The 14,974-nt window shown below is 62.9% G+C and carries 13 protein-coding genes; 1 reads left to right on the top strand and 12 read right to left on the bottom strand.

Going from position 1 to position 14,974, the window contains the following annotated elements; translation table 11 throughout:
• Positions 1–174: 174 nt before the first annotated feature.
• Positions 175–861: a response regulator transcription factor gene (locus RPE78_RS06605; protein WP_339108708.1), complete on the top strand. Its 687-nt coding sequence runs from the start codon at positions 175–177 to the stop codon at positions 859–861.
• Positions 862–981: 120 nt separating this feature from the next.
• Here the strand turns inward: RPE78_RS06605 and RPE78_RS06610 are convergent, their stop codons facing one another.
• The 12 genes from RPE78_RS06610 to RPE78_RS06665 all read right to left on the bottom strand — a co-directional run bounded on the left by RPE78_RS06610 (position 982) and on the right by RPE78_RS06665 (position 14,970).
• Complete coding sequence (locus RPE78_RS06610) at positions 982–1,947, bottom strand: hypothetical protein (RefSeq protein ID WP_406721568.1); 966 nt, start codon at positions 1,945–1,947, stop codon at positions 982–984.
• 139 nt (positions 1,948–2,086) lie between these two features.
• Positions 2,087–2,431, bottom strand: coding sequence for a DUF3775 domain-containing protein (locus RPE78_RS06615; protein ID WP_339108710.1), 345 nt, complete (start codon positions 2,429–2,431; stop codon positions 2,087–2,089).
• A gap of 69 nt (positions 2,432–2,500) precedes the next feature.
• On the bottom strand, positions 2,501–3,931 hold the full coding sequence (gene rmuC, locus RPE78_RS06620) for a DNA recombination protein RmuC (RefSeq protein ID WP_406721569.1): 1,431 nt from the start codon (positions 3,929–3,931) through the stop codon (positions 2,501–2,503).
• Between the two features lie 17 nt (positions 3,932–3,948).
• Positions 3,949–5,889: a DNA mismatch repair endonuclease MutL gene (gene mutL, locus RPE78_RS06625; protein ID WP_406721570.1), complete on the bottom strand. Its 1,941-nt coding sequence runs from the start codon at positions 5,887–5,889 to the stop codon at positions 3,949–3,951.
• Positions 5,890–5,974: 85 nt separating this feature from the next.
• The gene (locus RPE78_RS06630) at positions 5,975–7,276 is read right to left on the bottom strand and encodes a M16 family metallopeptidase (protein ID WP_406721571.1); all 1,302 of its coding nucleotides are present in this window, start codon (positions 7,274–7,276) and stop codon (positions 5,975–5,977) included.
• Entirely contained in the window at positions 7,273–8,613 is a 1,341-nt protein-coding gene (locus tag RPE78_RS06635; protein ID WP_406721572.1) for a M16 family metallopeptidase, read from the bottom strand. The genes RPE78_RS06630 and RPE78_RS06635 overlap by 4 nt, the downstream gene beginning before the upstream one ends.
• A 126-nt stretch (positions 8,614–8,739) precedes the next feature.
• On the bottom strand, positions 8,740–9,273 hold the full coding sequence (locus RPE78_RS06640) for a DUF3035 domain-containing protein (RefSeq protein ID WP_339108715.1): 534 nt from the start codon (positions 9,271–9,273) through the stop codon (positions 8,740–8,742).
• 52 nt (positions 9,274–9,325) lie between these two features.
• On the bottom strand, positions 9,326–9,820 hold the full coding sequence (gene lspA, locus RPE78_RS06645; RefSeq protein WP_339108716.1) for a signal peptidase II: 495 nt from the start codon (positions 9,818–9,820) through the stop codon (positions 9,326–9,328).
• Between the two features lie 60 nt (positions 9,821–9,880).
• A complete protein-coding gene (locus RPE78_RS06650) occupies positions 9,881–10,147 on the bottom strand; it encodes a hypothetical protein (RefSeq protein ID WP_406721573.1) in 267 nt (88 codons plus the stop codon).
• A gap of 48 nt (positions 10,148–10,195) precedes the next feature.
• Entirely contained in the window at positions 10,196–11,782 is a 1,587-nt protein-coding gene (gene purH, locus RPE78_RS06655) for a bifunctional phosphoribosylaminoimidazolecarboxamide formyltransferase/IMP cyclohydrolase (protein WP_339108718.1), read from the bottom strand.
• A gap of 16 nt (positions 11,783–11,798) precedes the next feature.
• Positions 11,799–13,580 (bottom strand): heparinase II/III family protein, encoded by a 1,782-nt coding sequence (locus RPE78_RS06660; protein WP_406721574.1) that lies wholly within the window; start codon positions 13,578–13,580, stop codon positions 11,799–11,801.
• A 115-nt stretch (positions 13,581–13,695) separates the two neighbouring features.
• Positions 13,696–14,970, bottom strand: a complete 1,275-nt coding sequence (locus RPE78_RS06665; protein ID WP_406721575.1) for an RsmB/NOP family class I SAM-dependent RNA methyltransferase — start codon at positions 14,968–14,970, stop codon at positions 13,696–13,698.
• Positions 14,971–14,974 lie beyond the last annotated feature (4 nt).

Genomic DNA, 14,974 nt, shown 5'->3' on the forward strand with positions numbered 1-14,974 from the left:
GGGGGCTGAAACAAATTGAAACATATCTCGTGATTTTGACACGTCCGCGTGAGAAAGATTTCACCCCCCTTGCCGAATTCGCGCATCGGCACAAAGTCTAACCCGAAGAATGTAAGTAACGACTTGGCGGTGCCGTGACCCTTGACGGGCCTGTCCGCCGGAACGGAGGCATGAATGTCAGGTTTGAAGAAAATCCTTCTGGTGGATGACGATACCGATCTGCGCGAAGCACTGGCCGAGCAACTGGTCGCGACGGAGGATTTCGACGTCTTCGAAGCGGGCAATGGTGCCGAAGCTGTCGAGAAGGCCAAGGCGGGTCTTTATGATCTGGTCCTTCTGGATGTGGGTCTGCCCGATACCGATGGTCGCGAGCTGTGCAAGAAGCTGCGCAAGCAGGGCGTGAAATGCCCCATCGTGATGCTGACCGGCCATGACACCGATGCCGATACCATTCTGGGTCTCGACTCGGGGGCCAATGACTACATCACCAAGCCGTTCAAATTCCCCGTGCTTCTGGCCCGCCTGCGCGCCCAGCTGCGCACGCATGAACAGTCGGAAGACGCCGTATTCCAGCTTGGCCCATATACGTTCAAACCCTCGCTCAAACTGCTTGTCGACGATAAGGACAAGAAGATCCGCCTGACCGAGAAAGAGACGAATATCCTCAAGTTCCTCTACCGTGCCCCCGATGGTGTGGTGCCGCGCGATATCCTGCTGCATGAGGTCTGGGGCTATAATGCGGGCGTGACCACCCACACGCTGGAAACCCATATCTACCGCCTGCGCCAGAAGATCGAGCCCGATCCCACCAATGCGCGCCTTCTGGTGACCGAATCCGGCGGCTATCGACTGGCCGCCTGACCCTTCGCCTTTTCACTTATTGTCTCTAAGGGAAAACTCTGGCGAACTGGCCCTACCCGTCTCGGGTGGGGCCTTTGCATTTGCGCGATGTCTCGGGCAGGGATGTTGCCGCCACAGATGCTATTGCCGCAGCCCCAAGGTCATATCCATGCAGAGCGGCGCATTCAGCGGTGTGCCCGCGTCGCGGATCGCGCGCAGTTTGGCCTTATAGGCTGCGGCCGCGGGAAGCGCGGGAATAAGGGGCGTTACGACCGCCATAGATTCCGGCGTGCCGATCTGGCGGCTGATATCTTCGATGATATCCTGTAGCGGCGTTTCGGGTTCGATGGTCAGCCGCCACATCGCCATTTCCAGAATGGTTGCGGGGCGGCGCGCCTCGAAGGCGCTGCCCAGAGTTTCGCGGTTCGAGGCCTCGTCCGGAGGCTCCATCAGTCCCATGCGGTTGGCGGCGGCCTCCGAGGCCTGTAGCGCGGCAAAGACCTCGAGCGCCTCGCGGAAGCTGCGCCCCGCATCGAAGGTATAAAGCTGCGAGAATTGCGGCACGTCACAATAGTCGAGCTGGTCCATATCGGCACCGGTCTCGTTGACCCATGCCGTCAGCAGGGGCAGGCCTTCGCGCGGGAGCGGCGTGAATTTGGTCTGGCCGAGATCGGTGGTCAGGGTGAACCCTCCGGCGGCATCGCCGGTCAGCTTGGCACCGTTCATGCGCCGGATCAGCGGCTCGTAATAGAGTTTCTGATCGGCTGTCGGATCGCCGCTTTTGCGATTGGCATCGCTGGGCTTGTCGTCGCGCGTGACATTGCGATCGGTGATCTTGATGGTGCCGTCTTTTTCGGAATAGCGCAGCTTCAGCCCATCCCAGAGCATGTCGCAATAGCCGGTATCGCGGCAGGTCGTGACATCGGGCGTTTTGACCGAGGCATAGGTCACCGTGATGGTGGTGCCGTCAATCTGCAGATGGATATAGCGCGGGTCTGTCGTCTGGCTGTCAAGAATGGGGGTCGCCAGCAGGAACCCGCCATCCGGCAGGGCAGAAGCCGTCTCGGCCCAGAGCAAAGCAGGAATCAGACAAAAAAGCGCGCGCATGCCAAAGATCCGAAAGAACTATCTCTTTCGTAGCCTGCACCTAGGTCGCTGTGCAAGGCCGCAGAGACGACAAAACCCCTAAGCGGCCTCACTAATCTGACAAAAATAGAGATGTCCGGTCCATGTTTTCCGGCGCGGCTCAGACCGTGGGGAAGGTCTCTTCCTCTGCGGCATCCAGATCGATCCCCAGCGCGTCGGCGCCCATTTCCAGATGGTCGGCCAGAAGCGGGTTATCCAGAAGGTAGTCCTCGGTCGGGACGGTAGCCTCGGTTTTCGCCATTTCGATGGCTTCGTCCAGATCTTCCGGCTCGTAGGTATCGCGGCCAATCCACATGATTGCGGTCAGTTCGGCCTGTTCGTCCTCGTTCAGGGCCGCGATAAAGCTTTTCAGCTCGCGCGCCTTGCCACTGCCGGGAATATCGGCATCGAATTTGCGGGCACGGATGATGATCGTGGCAAGTTTGGACGGGGATAGCGTCATCATGGGAAAGTCCTCCATATAGCGGTAGTGTTGCGCTATCGCGATCCTCCGGCAAGCGAAATCGTTTGGATCTCAGGCTTGCGACGTATCATCGGCAAGAAGCGGCGAAGAGAGGCCGCGCGGATGGGCTTCGACAAAGCCGGGGCTGTCCATGCTGCTTTCCTCGGGCACCACGCCCATCACCTCGAAGCGCCGCGCGGCGGGCAGCACGCGCCCCTCGAGCGAGCCGACGGCCTTGTTGTAGCGGTCCACCGACTGGGTGAGCGCGCGCCCGATTCCATCCACATGGGTGCCGAACACCTTCAGCCGGTCATAGAGGTCGCGGGCGGTTTTCTGCACCTCCAACGCGTTTCGGGCCATGCGTTCCTGTTGCCAGCCATAAGCGATCGCCTTCACCAACGCCATCAGCGTGGTGGGCGTGGCAATCAGCACCTTCTGTGCAAAGGCATAGTCGATCAGGCCGGGGTCGGCTTCGGCGGCGGCCGACACGAAGGTTTCGCCGGGAATGAACATCACCACGAAATCGGGCGTGCCCTCGATCTGCGACTGGTAGGATTTGGAGGCGAGCTGTTTGACATGGGTGCGGATATGGCTGGCGTGGCGGGCCAGTTGCGCGGCCTGCTGATCGGGGGTCTCGGCGTCGAGCGCATCCAGATAGGCCTCAAGCGGTGTTTTGGCATCCACCACAATCGAGCGCCCCCCCGGAATATGCACCACTGCATCGGGGCGGCGCGCACCCTCATCTGTGGCCACATGCTGTTCCAGATGGAAATCGACATTTTCCGTCATGCCCGCCATTTCAAAGACCTGACGCAGCTGCATCTCGCCCCAGCGGCCTCGCGTTTTTGGCGCGCGCAGCGCCTGCACCAGCTTGCGGGTCTCAAGGCCCAGATGCGCCTGCCCCTCGGCCAAAGCCTGCACCTGCTGGTGGATCGCGCCGTAAGCCTCGCCACGGGCCTTTTCCAGCTCGGCGATCTTCACACCCATCTCGCCCAGACGCTGGTCCAGCGGTTTCACCAGATGTTCGATGGCTTTGCTGCGGCGGTCGAGTTCCTCACGCGCGCCCTGCTGATGGGTCTGGAATCGCTCGGAGACCAGCCGCAGGAATGCTTCGGAGTTCTGCTGCAGAACGCCAGAGGCCACATGGGAAAACCGGTCCTCGATCTCGCGCTTCATGCCGCGCAATTCTTCCAGCCGCGCCTCATGTTCGCGCTTGAGCGAATGGAACGCCTGTTCGGCCTGCACGCGGTGGCGATATTCACCCTCCAGCCGCGCACGGGTCTGGCGCAGCTCGTCCATCACATCGGGCAGACGCTGGGAATTGGCTTCCTCGATCAAAAGCGCCTCGCGCATGCGCCGCGCCTCGCCCTCCCAAGTGCGGGCCTGTGCAAGCGCGCCTTCGGCTCGCCCTGCACGGCGCAATGTGGCGACCAGCGCCAGAAGCAGCACAAGCGCAAGGGCCGCAAGCCCCAGCGCCACAGGATCATTCAGCAGGGTTTGCACAGGTCAGGTCCACTGGGTCAGGTGCGGCCAAACAGCCGCTCGATATCGGAAAGTTTGAGTTCCACATAGGTGGGGCGGCCGTGGTTGCACTGGCCGGAATGGGGCGTGGCCTCCATTTCGCGCAGCAGGGCGTTCATCTCCTCGGCGCGCATCTGACGCCCCGAGCGGATGGACCCGTGGCAGGCCATACGCGACAGAACGGCCTCGATTTTGGCCTGCACCAGCTGGCTGTCGCCCAGATCGGACAGCTCGTCCAGCACATCGCGCAGCAGGTTTTCGGCGTTGATTTCCCCAAGGATCGCAGGGGTTTCGCGCACGGCAATCGCATGGCCGCCGAATTCCTCGATGCTGAGGCCCAGCTTGGCCAGCACCTCGGCATGTTCCAGCAGAAGGGCGGCATCCCCTGCCGAAAGCTCGACGATCTCGGGGATCAATAGCGCCTGAGCAGGCACGCCGTTTTCGGCCATCTGGCGTTTGAGGCGCTCATAGACCAGACGCTCATGGGCGGCATGCTGGTCCACGATCACCATACCGCGTTCGGTCTGGGCCACGATGTAGTTTTCATGCAGCTGGGCGCGCGCGGCCCCCAAGGGACGGGCGGTCAGATCGGCAGGGGCGGGGGCGGTTTCAAACCGTGCCGAGGGGCTGTCGTAGCTGGGCTGGGCCTCGTGGAAGGCGGTCGTTTCGGCAAAGCCGTCCTGCGGTTGCGAAGGGTAGGCGCGGGCCGGATAGGCGGGCGCGGGCTGGAAATCGGGCGCTTGGGCGGCATAGGCCGCGCGGGTGGCCCCCATGCTGGGGCGGTCCATCTGATAGACGCGGGCGAAGCTGGGCTGTTGGGGGCTTGCTTCGGGCATCGCTTCGGGGCGGAATGCCGCCAGCGTTGCATCGGCCACCGTGGTCGAGGCCCGATGCCCGGCACCCCCTAAAGCCGCCCGCAGACCCGAGACGATCAGCCCGCGCACCACTTGGGATTCGCGGAAACGCACCTCGGCCTTGGCGGGGTGGACGTTGACATCGACCCGCTCGGGATCGCAGCTGACAAACAGCGCCGCCGCCGGATGACGCTCGCGCGAGAGGAAATCCATATAGGCCGCGCGCAGGGCGCCGATCAGCATCTTGTCCCGCACGGGGCGGTTGTTCACAAAAAGATACTGCTCCACCGCTGCCCCCCGCGAATAGGTGGGCAGCGCCGCATAGCCGGTCAGCCGGATGCCCTCGCGCTCGGCGTCAATCCGGATTGCGTTATCGGCAAATTCTCGGCCAATGACCCGCGCCAGTCGCATGCCAAGCGCATCGAACATCTCGCCCTGCTCGGCGTCAAAGCGGAAGATCTCGCGCTCGCGCCGGCCTTCGGAAATATCGCGCAGGGTGAAGCTGATCTTCGGCTCGGCCATCGCCAGCCGCTTCATCACATCCGAGATCGCCTGTGCCTCGGCGCGGTCGGTGCGCATGAATTTCAGCCGCGCGGGCGTCGCATAGAACAGATCGCGCAGCTCGACCACGGTGCCACGGTTCAGCGCCGCCGGTTTCACCGCGCCGATCTGCCCGCCGTTCACGGTGATCGTGGCCGCATCATAGCCTTCCGCACGTGAGGTGATGGTCAGCCGCCCGACCGACCCCAGCGAGGGCAGGGCCTCGCCGCGGAAACCAAAGGTATGGATATTCAGCAGATCCGAGCCGTCAATCTTCGAGGTCGCATGGCGTGACAGCGCCAGCGGCAGGTCTTCGGCGGTCATGCCGCAGCCGTTATCGGTGATGCGGACCAGCGTCTTGCCGCCATCGGCATAGGCCACATCCACCCGCGTGGCGCCTGCGTCGATGGCGTTCTCCACCAGTTCCTTGACGGCAGAGGAGGGGCGTTCCACCACCTCGCCCGCCGCAATGCGGTTGGCGGCGGCATCGTCAAGCTGGCGGATAACGGGGCGTTTCGGGCCGATATTGGGGGTGTCAAGCGTCATGCCACCACACCTAGCATAAATAAAGCCTGCCCGAAACGGGTTCGGGCAGGCTTTCCTGTGGATATCTCGGTCATTACTCCGGAGGTTATTTCAGGCCCGTAGGCCGACCGACCACAACAAAGCGCAAATCCTCCGCCTTGAGCAGCCGCTTGGCCACGCGGGCGATATCGTCCTTGGTGACCGCTTCGATCTTGGCATTGCGCGTGTTGATATAATCGACAGGCATATCCGAAAGCTGCATCCCTGCCAGAATGCTGGCGATCTGGCTATTGCCATCAAAGCGCAGCGGATAGGCGCCGGTCAGATAGGTCTTCGCATCGGCCAGTTCCTTGTCGCTGACCTTGCCATCGGCCGCCTTGGCCCATTGGTCTTTCACGACCTTGATCGCCTCTGCGGTCTTGTCATTGGCCGAGGCAAAGCTGCCCTGCCATGTCTTCGCCAGATCCTGATCGATCAGATAGGTATAGATGCCATAGGTCAGCCCGCGTTTCTCGCGCACCTCATCCATCAACCGCGAGGAAAACCCGCCCGCGCCAAGGATCTGGTTCAGCACGAAGGCCGCGAAGAAATCGGGGTCTTCCATGCCGATCCCTGCCTGACCGAACATCACCACCGATTGTGGCGTGTCGAAATCCACCACCGTGGTGCCGCCGCTGAGTTTCAGCTTGGCCTTGGCTGGCATATCCGCGCCTTTGGCGGGCAGATCCCCCAGCAGCTTGTCCAGCAGCGGGCCAAGCTGGTCTGCGGTAATGTCCCCCACGGCAGAGACAACCATCCGGTCCTTGGCCATGACGCGGGCTTTGGCGTCAAACATATCCTCGCGGGTCAGCGCGGCCACGCTTTCGGCGGTGCCGTTGATCGAGCTGCCATAAGGGTGGTCGCCAAAGGCCTCATGGGCAAAGGTCTTGGACGCGATGGCATTGGGGTCTTGCGCGTTCGAGGCGATAATGGCCTGCACCTGACCGCGCACACGGTCCACGGCGGATTGGTCGAAACGCGGGTTGATCAGCGCCTGACGCAGCAGGTCCACCGCCTGATCGCGGTTTTCGGTCAGCATCTGCGCGCTGATGGTCAGCGTATCGTCGCCCACATCAAAGCCGAATTTCGCGGCAAGGGATTCTTCGGCTGCGGCGAAATCCTGTGCCGACATATCGCCTGCACCTTCCTCCAGCGTGGCCGTCATCAGGTTGATCTCGCCGCGCTTGTTGGGCGCGTCAAGGCTGGCACCGCCCTTGAAGCTGATGCGCAACGCGGTGAAGGGGATGTCATGCGCCTCCACAAGCCAGGCATGAAGCCCGCCGGGAGAGGTGACCTGTTCGATATCCAGAGCACGCGCGGGCAGCGACAGCGTCAGCGCGAAAAGGCCTGCAAGGAAAAGCCGGATCATTGTTTGGGCGCCTCCTGCGCGGCGGGTTTCTCAAGATAGCCTGTCACGGCATTGCGCTTGTTCAGCACGTCTTTCGCGGCGGCCATGACATCTTCGGGGGTGACGGCTTCCAGCACCTTGGGCCAGTTCTGCACATCTTCCACCGAGAAGCCGGACGCAAGCGCCGTGCCATAGCGTTGGGCAAGGCCCTGCACATTGTCCTCGGTATAGATCTGGCTGGCATGGATCTGGGTCTTGATCCGTGCGAACTGGTCGGGGTCGATCCCGTTGGCCATGAAGTCGGCCAGCGCCTTGTCCAGCGCGGTTTCCGCCTCGGGCAGGGACACATCGGCGGCAGGCACGACAGACAGGCCGAAGGTCGTCTTGTCGATCGACATCCCGTCATACCATGCGCTGACAAAGATCGCCTCGCCCGAGCCGAAGATCAGCTTCTTGCCCAGAACGGAGGTCTGGGAATTGCCGCCCAGAAGCTCGGCCAGAACGGTCAGGGCCGCCGCTTCTTTCTGGTCTCCGGGATTGCGCTCGGGGGCGAGATAGGTCCGCATCAAAGAGGGCTGCGCCACGCGCGGGTCCTGAAAATCGACCTTACGTTCGGCCAGTTGCGGCGGTTCCTGCGGACGCAGGCGCGGCGGCAACTGGGTATTTGCGGGGATCTGGCCGTAATATTTCTGGGCCAGCGTCTTCACCTCTTCGGGGGTGACATCCCCCGCCACGATCAGCACGGCATTATTGGGCGCATAATAGCGTTTATACCATGCCAGTGCGTCCTCACGGGTCAGCCCTTCCATTTCCGCGCGCCAGCCGATGATCGGGGTGCCATAGGCCGAGTTTTGGTATTGCGCCGCGCTCATCTGTTCGGCGAACTGTGCCTGCGGGTTGCTGTCGATCCGTTGTGACCGCTCTTCCAGAATCACCTGACGCTCGGTTTTCCAGTCATCGGGAGAGATGCGCAGATTATGCATCCGGTCCGCTTCCATCTTCATGACCAGATCCAGACGGTCTGCCGCGATGCGCTGGAAATAGGCGGTGTAATCATCGCTGGTAAAGGCGTTGTCGGACCCCCCGTTGGCCGAGACGGTCTTGGACAATTCGCCCGGTGCCATGGTCTTGGTGCCCTTGAACATCAGGTGTTCGAGATAGTGGGCGATGCCGGATTTTCCGCGCACCTCATCGGCAGAGCCGACCTTATACCAGACCATCTGGACCACAACCGGCGCACGATGATCCTCGATCACCACGGTCTGCAACCCGTTATCCAGTGTGAAGGAGCTGACCTCCGCCGCCGCAGCCGGAAGGGCTGTCAGGGCAAAGGCAGCGGCAAGCCATGCGCGCAACATTCGGACCTCAAGTGTTTTGCGCTACCTTGTCGCCTGTTGCCGTGGCCCGCAAGTCGTTTGACGGGGAGTTGATGGATAACTCCCCTCAAATAACGAAGAAATTATAGCTGCGCGGCAGAGCGGGCCTTATTTTGCGGCCTGTGCCGCGCCCGAGGGCGGTGCCGACGGCGTTGCGGCGTTCAGTTTGCGCCAACGTTCAAGTTCGGCTTCCTGATCAAGGGCCATCGGTGCATAGGCCTGATAATAGAGCGTCTTGCCGGTCAAGCGGTCAAGAAGGCGCCCGTTATGGTCCTTGCGGTATTCCAGATCGGCGGCCGCCAGCTGGCTGCGGATCGCAGGATCCGTGCCTTTACGCATTGCATAGCCGATCAGGGCGCGGTCCGCGCCTGCGGTCGTGCGGGCATTGGAGCTTCCGCCAAGGGCCGCAATCGCATCGGCTTCCGGCGTCGGGTCAACCAGATTGCGCCCGCCCGGCGTCGGCGTCGGCAGGTCATTCAGGTCCGAGGGCATTTGCAGCGACTTGGTCGGCACAATGGCAAACTCGTCCGGACCCGGCCGGTTGGTACGCAGTTTCATCAGTTCGGGCACATTCGACCCGCCACAGGCACCCAGCAAAAGCACCCCTGCAAGGGCGATCCCGAGATTTGATGCTGCCGACATTGGCCACTCCCTCATCGATACTGCCTCGTCATAACCTAAAGTCCAGCGGGCGTCACGCCCCTTTGGACCGTCCTTTTTTGCCGCGCGATTCATTGCCCGTAAAGAGCGCAAGCCCAACCGCGCCAAGGAAGATCGCGATATCCGCCACGTTGAAAGAAAACGGGTTTTGCCAGCCGGGGAGGGAGGTGTTGATGAAATCGGCCACGGCTCCGTAGAAAATGCGGTCGATCACATTGCCCAAAGCCCCGCCGATCAGCAGTCCGGCGGAGGCCTGCACCTTGGCCGTCTGCGGTTTGCGCGCGATCCAGATGGCGACCCAGACGGAAATCATCAGGGCCAAGGCGATCAGCAGGATGCGCGTATAGTCGGTATCGCCGGAGAACAGCCCGAAATTCACGCCCCTGTTCCACGCCATGCGAAAGTTCAGGAAAGGAGGCAGCACCTCGATGGCATAGCGCTGGTCGAGCTGCATCAGATGCACCACGATATATTTCGAGGCCTGATCGAGCACCAGAACGACCAAGGCCCAGAGAGTTGCCAAACGCATGCGTGATCCCTTTTACAATCATCCCCCTATGCCCCGAAAGCGGGGGCGGGGGCAAGAGATCTAGGGCCTGGATGGCGTTTTGGTGATGGGGGGCGGGTGTTTCTTCGATGAGCGCAGGAGCCAGATGCCAAGCGCGAGCCCTGCGCCGCCAAGGCCGAGCGGTAGACCGATAAACATCGCGAGGAGCAGAGCCTCTTCCCCTTTGCTGCATCCGGTCGCGCTGCCGAAGGCACAGCCTTGTCCGGCAATTCGAGGGCCAAGAAGCAGGGTGGCAAGGCAAAGCGGAAAGGTAATGGCGATCAGGATATAGCCGACAAAGCGTTTCATTGAAATCCGTTTGGAAAAAGGCGGACCCTGAGGCCCGCCTTTGGCGGATTAGTGACGGAAGTGGCGCATGCCGGTGAAGACCATCGCCAGACCGCGCTCGTTGGCGGCGTCGATGACTTCCTGGTCGCGCATCGAGCCACCCGGCTGGATGATCGCGGTGGCGCCTGCTTCGGCGGCGGTGATCAGACCGTCGGCGAAGGGGAAGAAGGCATCCGAGGCGACGACCGAGCCGATGGTCGGGGTCTTGTCGAAACCGCAGGCTTCCTGCATGTCTTCGGCCTTGCGTGCGGCAATGCGGGTGCTGTCCACGCGGCTCATCTGGCCTGCGCCCACGCCCACGGTTGCGCCGTCCTTGACGTAGATGATCGCGTTCGACTTGACGTGTTTCGCGACTTTCCACGCGAACAGCAGGTCTTGCAGTTCCTGCTCCGAAGGCTTGCGCTCGGTCACGACCTTCAGGTCGTCCAGCGTGATGATGCCATTGTCTTTGTCCTGCACCAGAAGGCCACCGGCCACTTGGCGGTAGGTGGTGATCGGCGCATAGACATCCGGCAGGCCGCCGGTTTCCAAGAGACGCACGTTCTTCTTCTTGGCGATGACCTCTTTGGCGGCGTCATCGACAGCAGGCGCGATGATGACTTCCGAGAAGATCTTGGTGATCTCTTCGGCGGTCTCGGCGTCCAGCGTCTGGTTCAGCGCGATGATCCCCCCGAAGGCAGAGGTGCGGTCGCAGTCGAAGGCGCGCTTATAGGCCTCGATCACGGTCTCGCCGGTGGCCACGCCACAGGGGTTCGCGTGTTTGATGATCGCAACGGCGGGCTTTTCGGTGCCGAATTCCGACACCAGCTCGAAGGCCGCATCGGTGTCGTTGATGTTATTGTAGGACAGTTCCTTGCCCTGAAGCTGCTTGGCCGTCGCCACGCCCGGACGGTTCGTGCCATCCAGATAGAAGGCCGCCTGTTGGTGCGGGTTCTCGCCATAGCGCAGGGTCTGCGCGATGGTGCCAGCGAAGGCACGGCGGCGCGGGGCTTTCTCGCCGATGGCGCCTGCCATCCAGGTGGAAACAGCCGCATCATAGGCTGCGGTGCGGGCATAGGCGATCTGCGCCAGCTTCTGACGGAAGGGCAGGGTGGTCGCACCGTCATTCTCGTCCAGTTCTTTCAGAACCGCGTCGTAATCTTCCACATCGACCACGGTCGCCACGAAACCGTGGTTCTTGGCCGCTGCACGGATCATTGCCGGACCGCCGATATCGATATTCTCGATGCAGTCGTCATATGCCGCGCCTTTGGCGACGGTCGCCTCGAACGGGTAGAGATTCACCACGAGCAGGTCGATATTCAGGATATCATGCTCTTTCATCGCGGCGAGATGCTCTTCGTTGTCGCGCAGCGCCAGCAGGCCGCCATGCACCTTGGGGTGCAGCGTTTTCACGCGGCCATCCATCATCTCCGGAAAGCCGGTGACCTCGGCCACATCGCGCACCGACATGCCCGCTTCGCGCAGGGCTTTGGCAGTGCCGCCAGTGGACAGAAGTTCAACGCCGCGCGCGGAAAGTGCGCGGGCAAAATCGATCAGGCCGGTCTTGTCGGAGACCGAGATCAAAGCACGGGTGAGCGGAACGGAACGGGTCACGGGCAGCATCCTTGGATCAGGTGTCGGAATCGTCGCGATCCGCACCATACTGCAGGTCGCGTGTGCCCTGCGACCTATCCTGTGCCTTCGTGAAGGTCCAGCTAATCTGACATCTTTCGTCCAAAAGACGGCCTGAAAGCACGATCTGTTGCGTCGCGCGCGGCCTCAGGCGGCCCTTTTCAAGGTAAACGGACGGATCAAGCGCCAGTTTTAGCGCCCCGTCATGGCGGAAGACCCAGATCTCGCCGGATTTCAGCGCGATGGAAACGGCGTGGCCCCCCATATCCAGCGTGGCATTGGCCTCGGGATGCAGATGGAACCGGATCTGGTAGGGAATGCCGGTAAGTTTCTCGCGCTCCAGCACCGTTTGCAGCCGCTTTTGCCCCTGCGGTGTGGCCGCCGAAAGCGAATCGCACCCTTCCAGCAGGCGGCCGTCGGTGGCAAGCGACAGGCGGCGCAGATGGGTCAGTCCGTGGGTGGCGCTATAGCCGTCATGGCCCGCCATCCAGCTCTGGCCGCTGTCTTCATCGCGCACGGCCCAGACCAGTTCGGGGGTTTCTTCCAGCCAGCTATGCGGGCTGCGGCCAAAGCTGCGTTCGGGGCCGAGCCGTGACGAAGAATAGCCGCCAAGGGCCAGCGTCGAATGGCTGGGCGTTGCCCGTCCGGCCTGATGCCATTCACGGCCAAACTGCGCGCCGGAGCCGCAATTAACGATGATCGGCCTGCGTCGCGAGGTGAGCTCGAAGGCCAGTGTGGACGCATGGGCATCGGTCGATGCCGCCCCTGCGGGTGGTTTGTCGGCATCCATGATCAGGCTGGTGCCGCCACCATGCAGGCGCGCAAAACCCATTGCCAAAGTTCCGGTGGGGCCGCGCCGGATGCCGGTTTCGACCAGCGTCTGGTCGATCCGGTCTGGGTTGCAGGCCTCGCCGCCATGAAAACGCGCCAGCCCGCCATCGGCATGGCGCAAGGCGCGCAGGGTGGGGGCGATCCTTTCGATGGCGGCCAGATGGGCCGGATCGGGGGCGGCGCCGGTGGCTTCGATCGCCTGTTTGGCCCAGTTGAGAAGCGTCAGAACCTCAAGCAGCTCTTCTGGGTTGCGGGTGGCGATGCCGCCTTCGATGTCGATCTGGCTGGCGCATTCGGCGGCCAGCCCCGCCAGCGCCTGCGCGCTATGGCCCTGCATGCCGGTCAGCGAGAGCGCGGCATAGATCAGCCCCGTCAGCGCCTCGAACCGCGGCAGGCCCGGAGGTGCCGATTTCCAGCGTTTGGCCAGATAGGTGGTCTGCGCGCCAAGCGCCGCAAAGAAGGCATCGGCCTTGGGTTTGTCCTGCGCATGCAGGATCATCAGCGCATTATTGATCCAGCGGATCACGCGGCGGCCCGTCAGATCGGGCTGCCAGCCCGCGCCGGTGCCACGGCCATAGCGGTCGATCCAGCCAAAGACCCAATCCTGTGCGCGGGCCCGTGCGGTACGGTCGCCCACGGCGGCCAGATCATCCAGCCAGCCGAAACCGTGCAGCGCCTCCTCGAAGGCCGGATCGGGCATCGCCAGATCCCAAGGGCTGCGGTCGCGCCCCTCGATCAGAAAGCCCGCCAGAAGGAAATTGCCGCCAATCAGCTGCCGCCCGCGTGCGACAGAGCCGATGGTGCGCGGCTCGGGCTGGCTGGTGAACCCCGTTGCCGGAGCGCCCCGCGCCGCCCTGCGTGCCGCCAGCGTGTTCAACGCCTGCGCCAGACGGGCGCGCTTTTGTCCGCTGGGAGAGGGGGTCGGCTTTCTGGCTGTGGGTTTGGCCAAGGTTCTGTCGCTCGAATTATCTAGGGGGCCGCGCGGGCTTGAAGTGCGGCGATTATGCGTCGGGGGAAAGGGGGTGCCAAGAGGCCCCCGCCTAGCCTGCGCCAAATGATGGGCGTTATTCTGCCCGCCGTTTCAACGTGGCCACATAAAACCCGTCCATCCCGCCTTTATCGGCCCAGTAGTCGGGGCGCAGACGCAAGCCACCCTCTTCGGTGATCCACTCGGGGTCGATGCCCTCCAACGTGGGGCGGATGACCTCCCACTCGGGGTGGCGCTCCAACGCGCGGCGGATCTGGGTTTCGCCTTCCTCGGGCAGAAGCGAGCAGGTCACATAGGTCAGCAGCCCTTCCGGCGTCAGCCAGCCCATCGCGCGTTCAAGGATCTCTTCTTGCAGCGCGAATAGCCCCTTGATCGAGGCGCTATCCTTGATGGCGGGCAATTCGGGGTGGCGGCGGATCGTGCCGGTGGCCGAACAGGGCGCATCCAGCAAGATCGCATCGAAAGGCGCCTCGGGGGTCCAGTCCAGCGCATCCGCGGCAATAACCTCGGCGGTCAGTTTGCAGCGCTCAAGGTTCTCATGCAGCCGCGCAAGGCGACGCTCGGACAGATCCAGCGCGGTGACCTGCGCCCCCATCGCCGCCAGTTGCAGTGTCTTGCCACCGGGAGCCGCGCAAAGATCGAGTACCCGCATGCCTGCGGTGGGGGCCAGTGCCTTGGCCGCCAGAGAGGCCGCCGCATCCTGCACCCACCAGTCCCCCTCGGCAAAGCCCGGAAGGTCGCGGATCTGGCCCGGTTGATGCAGCCGCACAGAGCCCGTGGGCAGAACCTCGCCCTCCAGCCGCTCGGCCCAATCGGCGGGGTTTTCCTTGACGGAAATATCCACAGGGGCGGGACGCTGGTGCGCCTCTTCCATCTTCTGCACCGAGACCTTGCCATAGGCCGACATCAGCCGCCCGCGCAGCCAGCCCGGAAGCTGGCCATAGGGCAGGGTCTCCCAGCGGGCCTTATCCTCGGCCACCTTGCGCAGCACGGCATTCACCAGCCCCGCGAAACTATCGGTGCGGCGACCGCCCGATTTGCACAGGGTCACGGCGGCATCCACCACGCCATGATCCGCGCCGCCTTCGGCACATAGCTCGACCGTCGCCAACCGCAGAAGCGCCATGATATCGGGTGTGGGCTTGCGCTTGAGGAAGGGTTTGAGCATCTTGTCGGCCCGCTCCATATGGCGCAGGGTCGAGGTCGCCAGCCGCTGGGCCCGCGCCTTTTCACCGGGGCTGAGGCCATCCAGCGCATCCATCGCGATCTGGTCGGCCAGCGACAGATGGTCGTCAAACACGCCAACAATCAGGCCAAGGGCCGCGCGGCGGGCAGGGTCGGGTTTTGCCATAGCT

It is taken from the genome of Thioclava litoralis, assembly GCF_045278885.1.
GTDB classification, from domain to species: Bacteria; Pseudomonadota; Alphaproteobacteria; order Rhodobacterales; family Rhodobacteraceae; genus Thioclava; species Thioclava litoralis.

What these genes read in the sequence shown, in the direction of transcription:
- RPE78_RS06605 (WP_339108708.1), top strand. Translation starts at nt 175, where the DNA reads ATGTCAGGTTTGAAGAAAATCCTTCTGGTGGATGACGATACCGATCTG.
- RPE78_RS06610 (WP_406721568.1), bottom strand. Translation starts at nt 1,947, where the DNA reads ATGCGCGCGCTTTTTTGTCTGATTCCTGCTTTGCTCTGGGCCGAGACG.
- RPE78_RS06615 (WP_339108710.1), bottom strand. Translation starts at nt 2,431, where the DNA reads ATGATGACGCTATCCCCGTCCAAACTTGCCACGATCATCATCCGTGCC.
- mutL (WP_406721570.1), bottom strand. Translation starts at nt 5,889, where the DNA reads ATGACGCTTGACACCCCCAATATCGGCCCGAAACGCCCCGTTATCCGC.
- RPE78_RS06630 (WP_406721571.1), bottom strand. Translation starts at nt 7,276, where the DNA reads ATGATCCGGCTTTTCCTTGCAGGCCTTTTCGCGCTGACGCTGTCGCTG.
- RPE78_RS06635 (WP_406721572.1), bottom strand. Translation starts at nt 8,613, where the DNA reads ATGTTGCGCGCATGGCTTGCCGCTGCCTTTGCCCTGACAGCCCTTCCG.
- RPE78_RS06640 (WP_339108715.1), bottom strand. Translation starts at nt 9,273, where the DNA reads ATGTCGGCAGCATCAAATCTCGGGATCGCCCTTGCAGGGGTGCTTTTG.
- lspA (WP_339108716.1), bottom strand. Translation starts at nt 9,820, where the DNA reads ATGCGTTTGGCAACTCTCTGGGCCTTGGTCGTTCTGGTGCTCGATCAG.
- RPE78_RS06650 (WP_406721573.1), bottom strand. Translation starts at nt 10,147, where the DNA reads ATGAAACGCTTTGTCGGCTATATCCTGATCGCCATTACCTTTCCGCTT.
- RPE78_RS06665 (WP_406721575.1), bottom strand. Translation starts at nt 14,970, where the DNA reads ATGGCAAAACCCGACCCTGCCCGCCGCGCGGCCCTTGGCCTGATTGTT.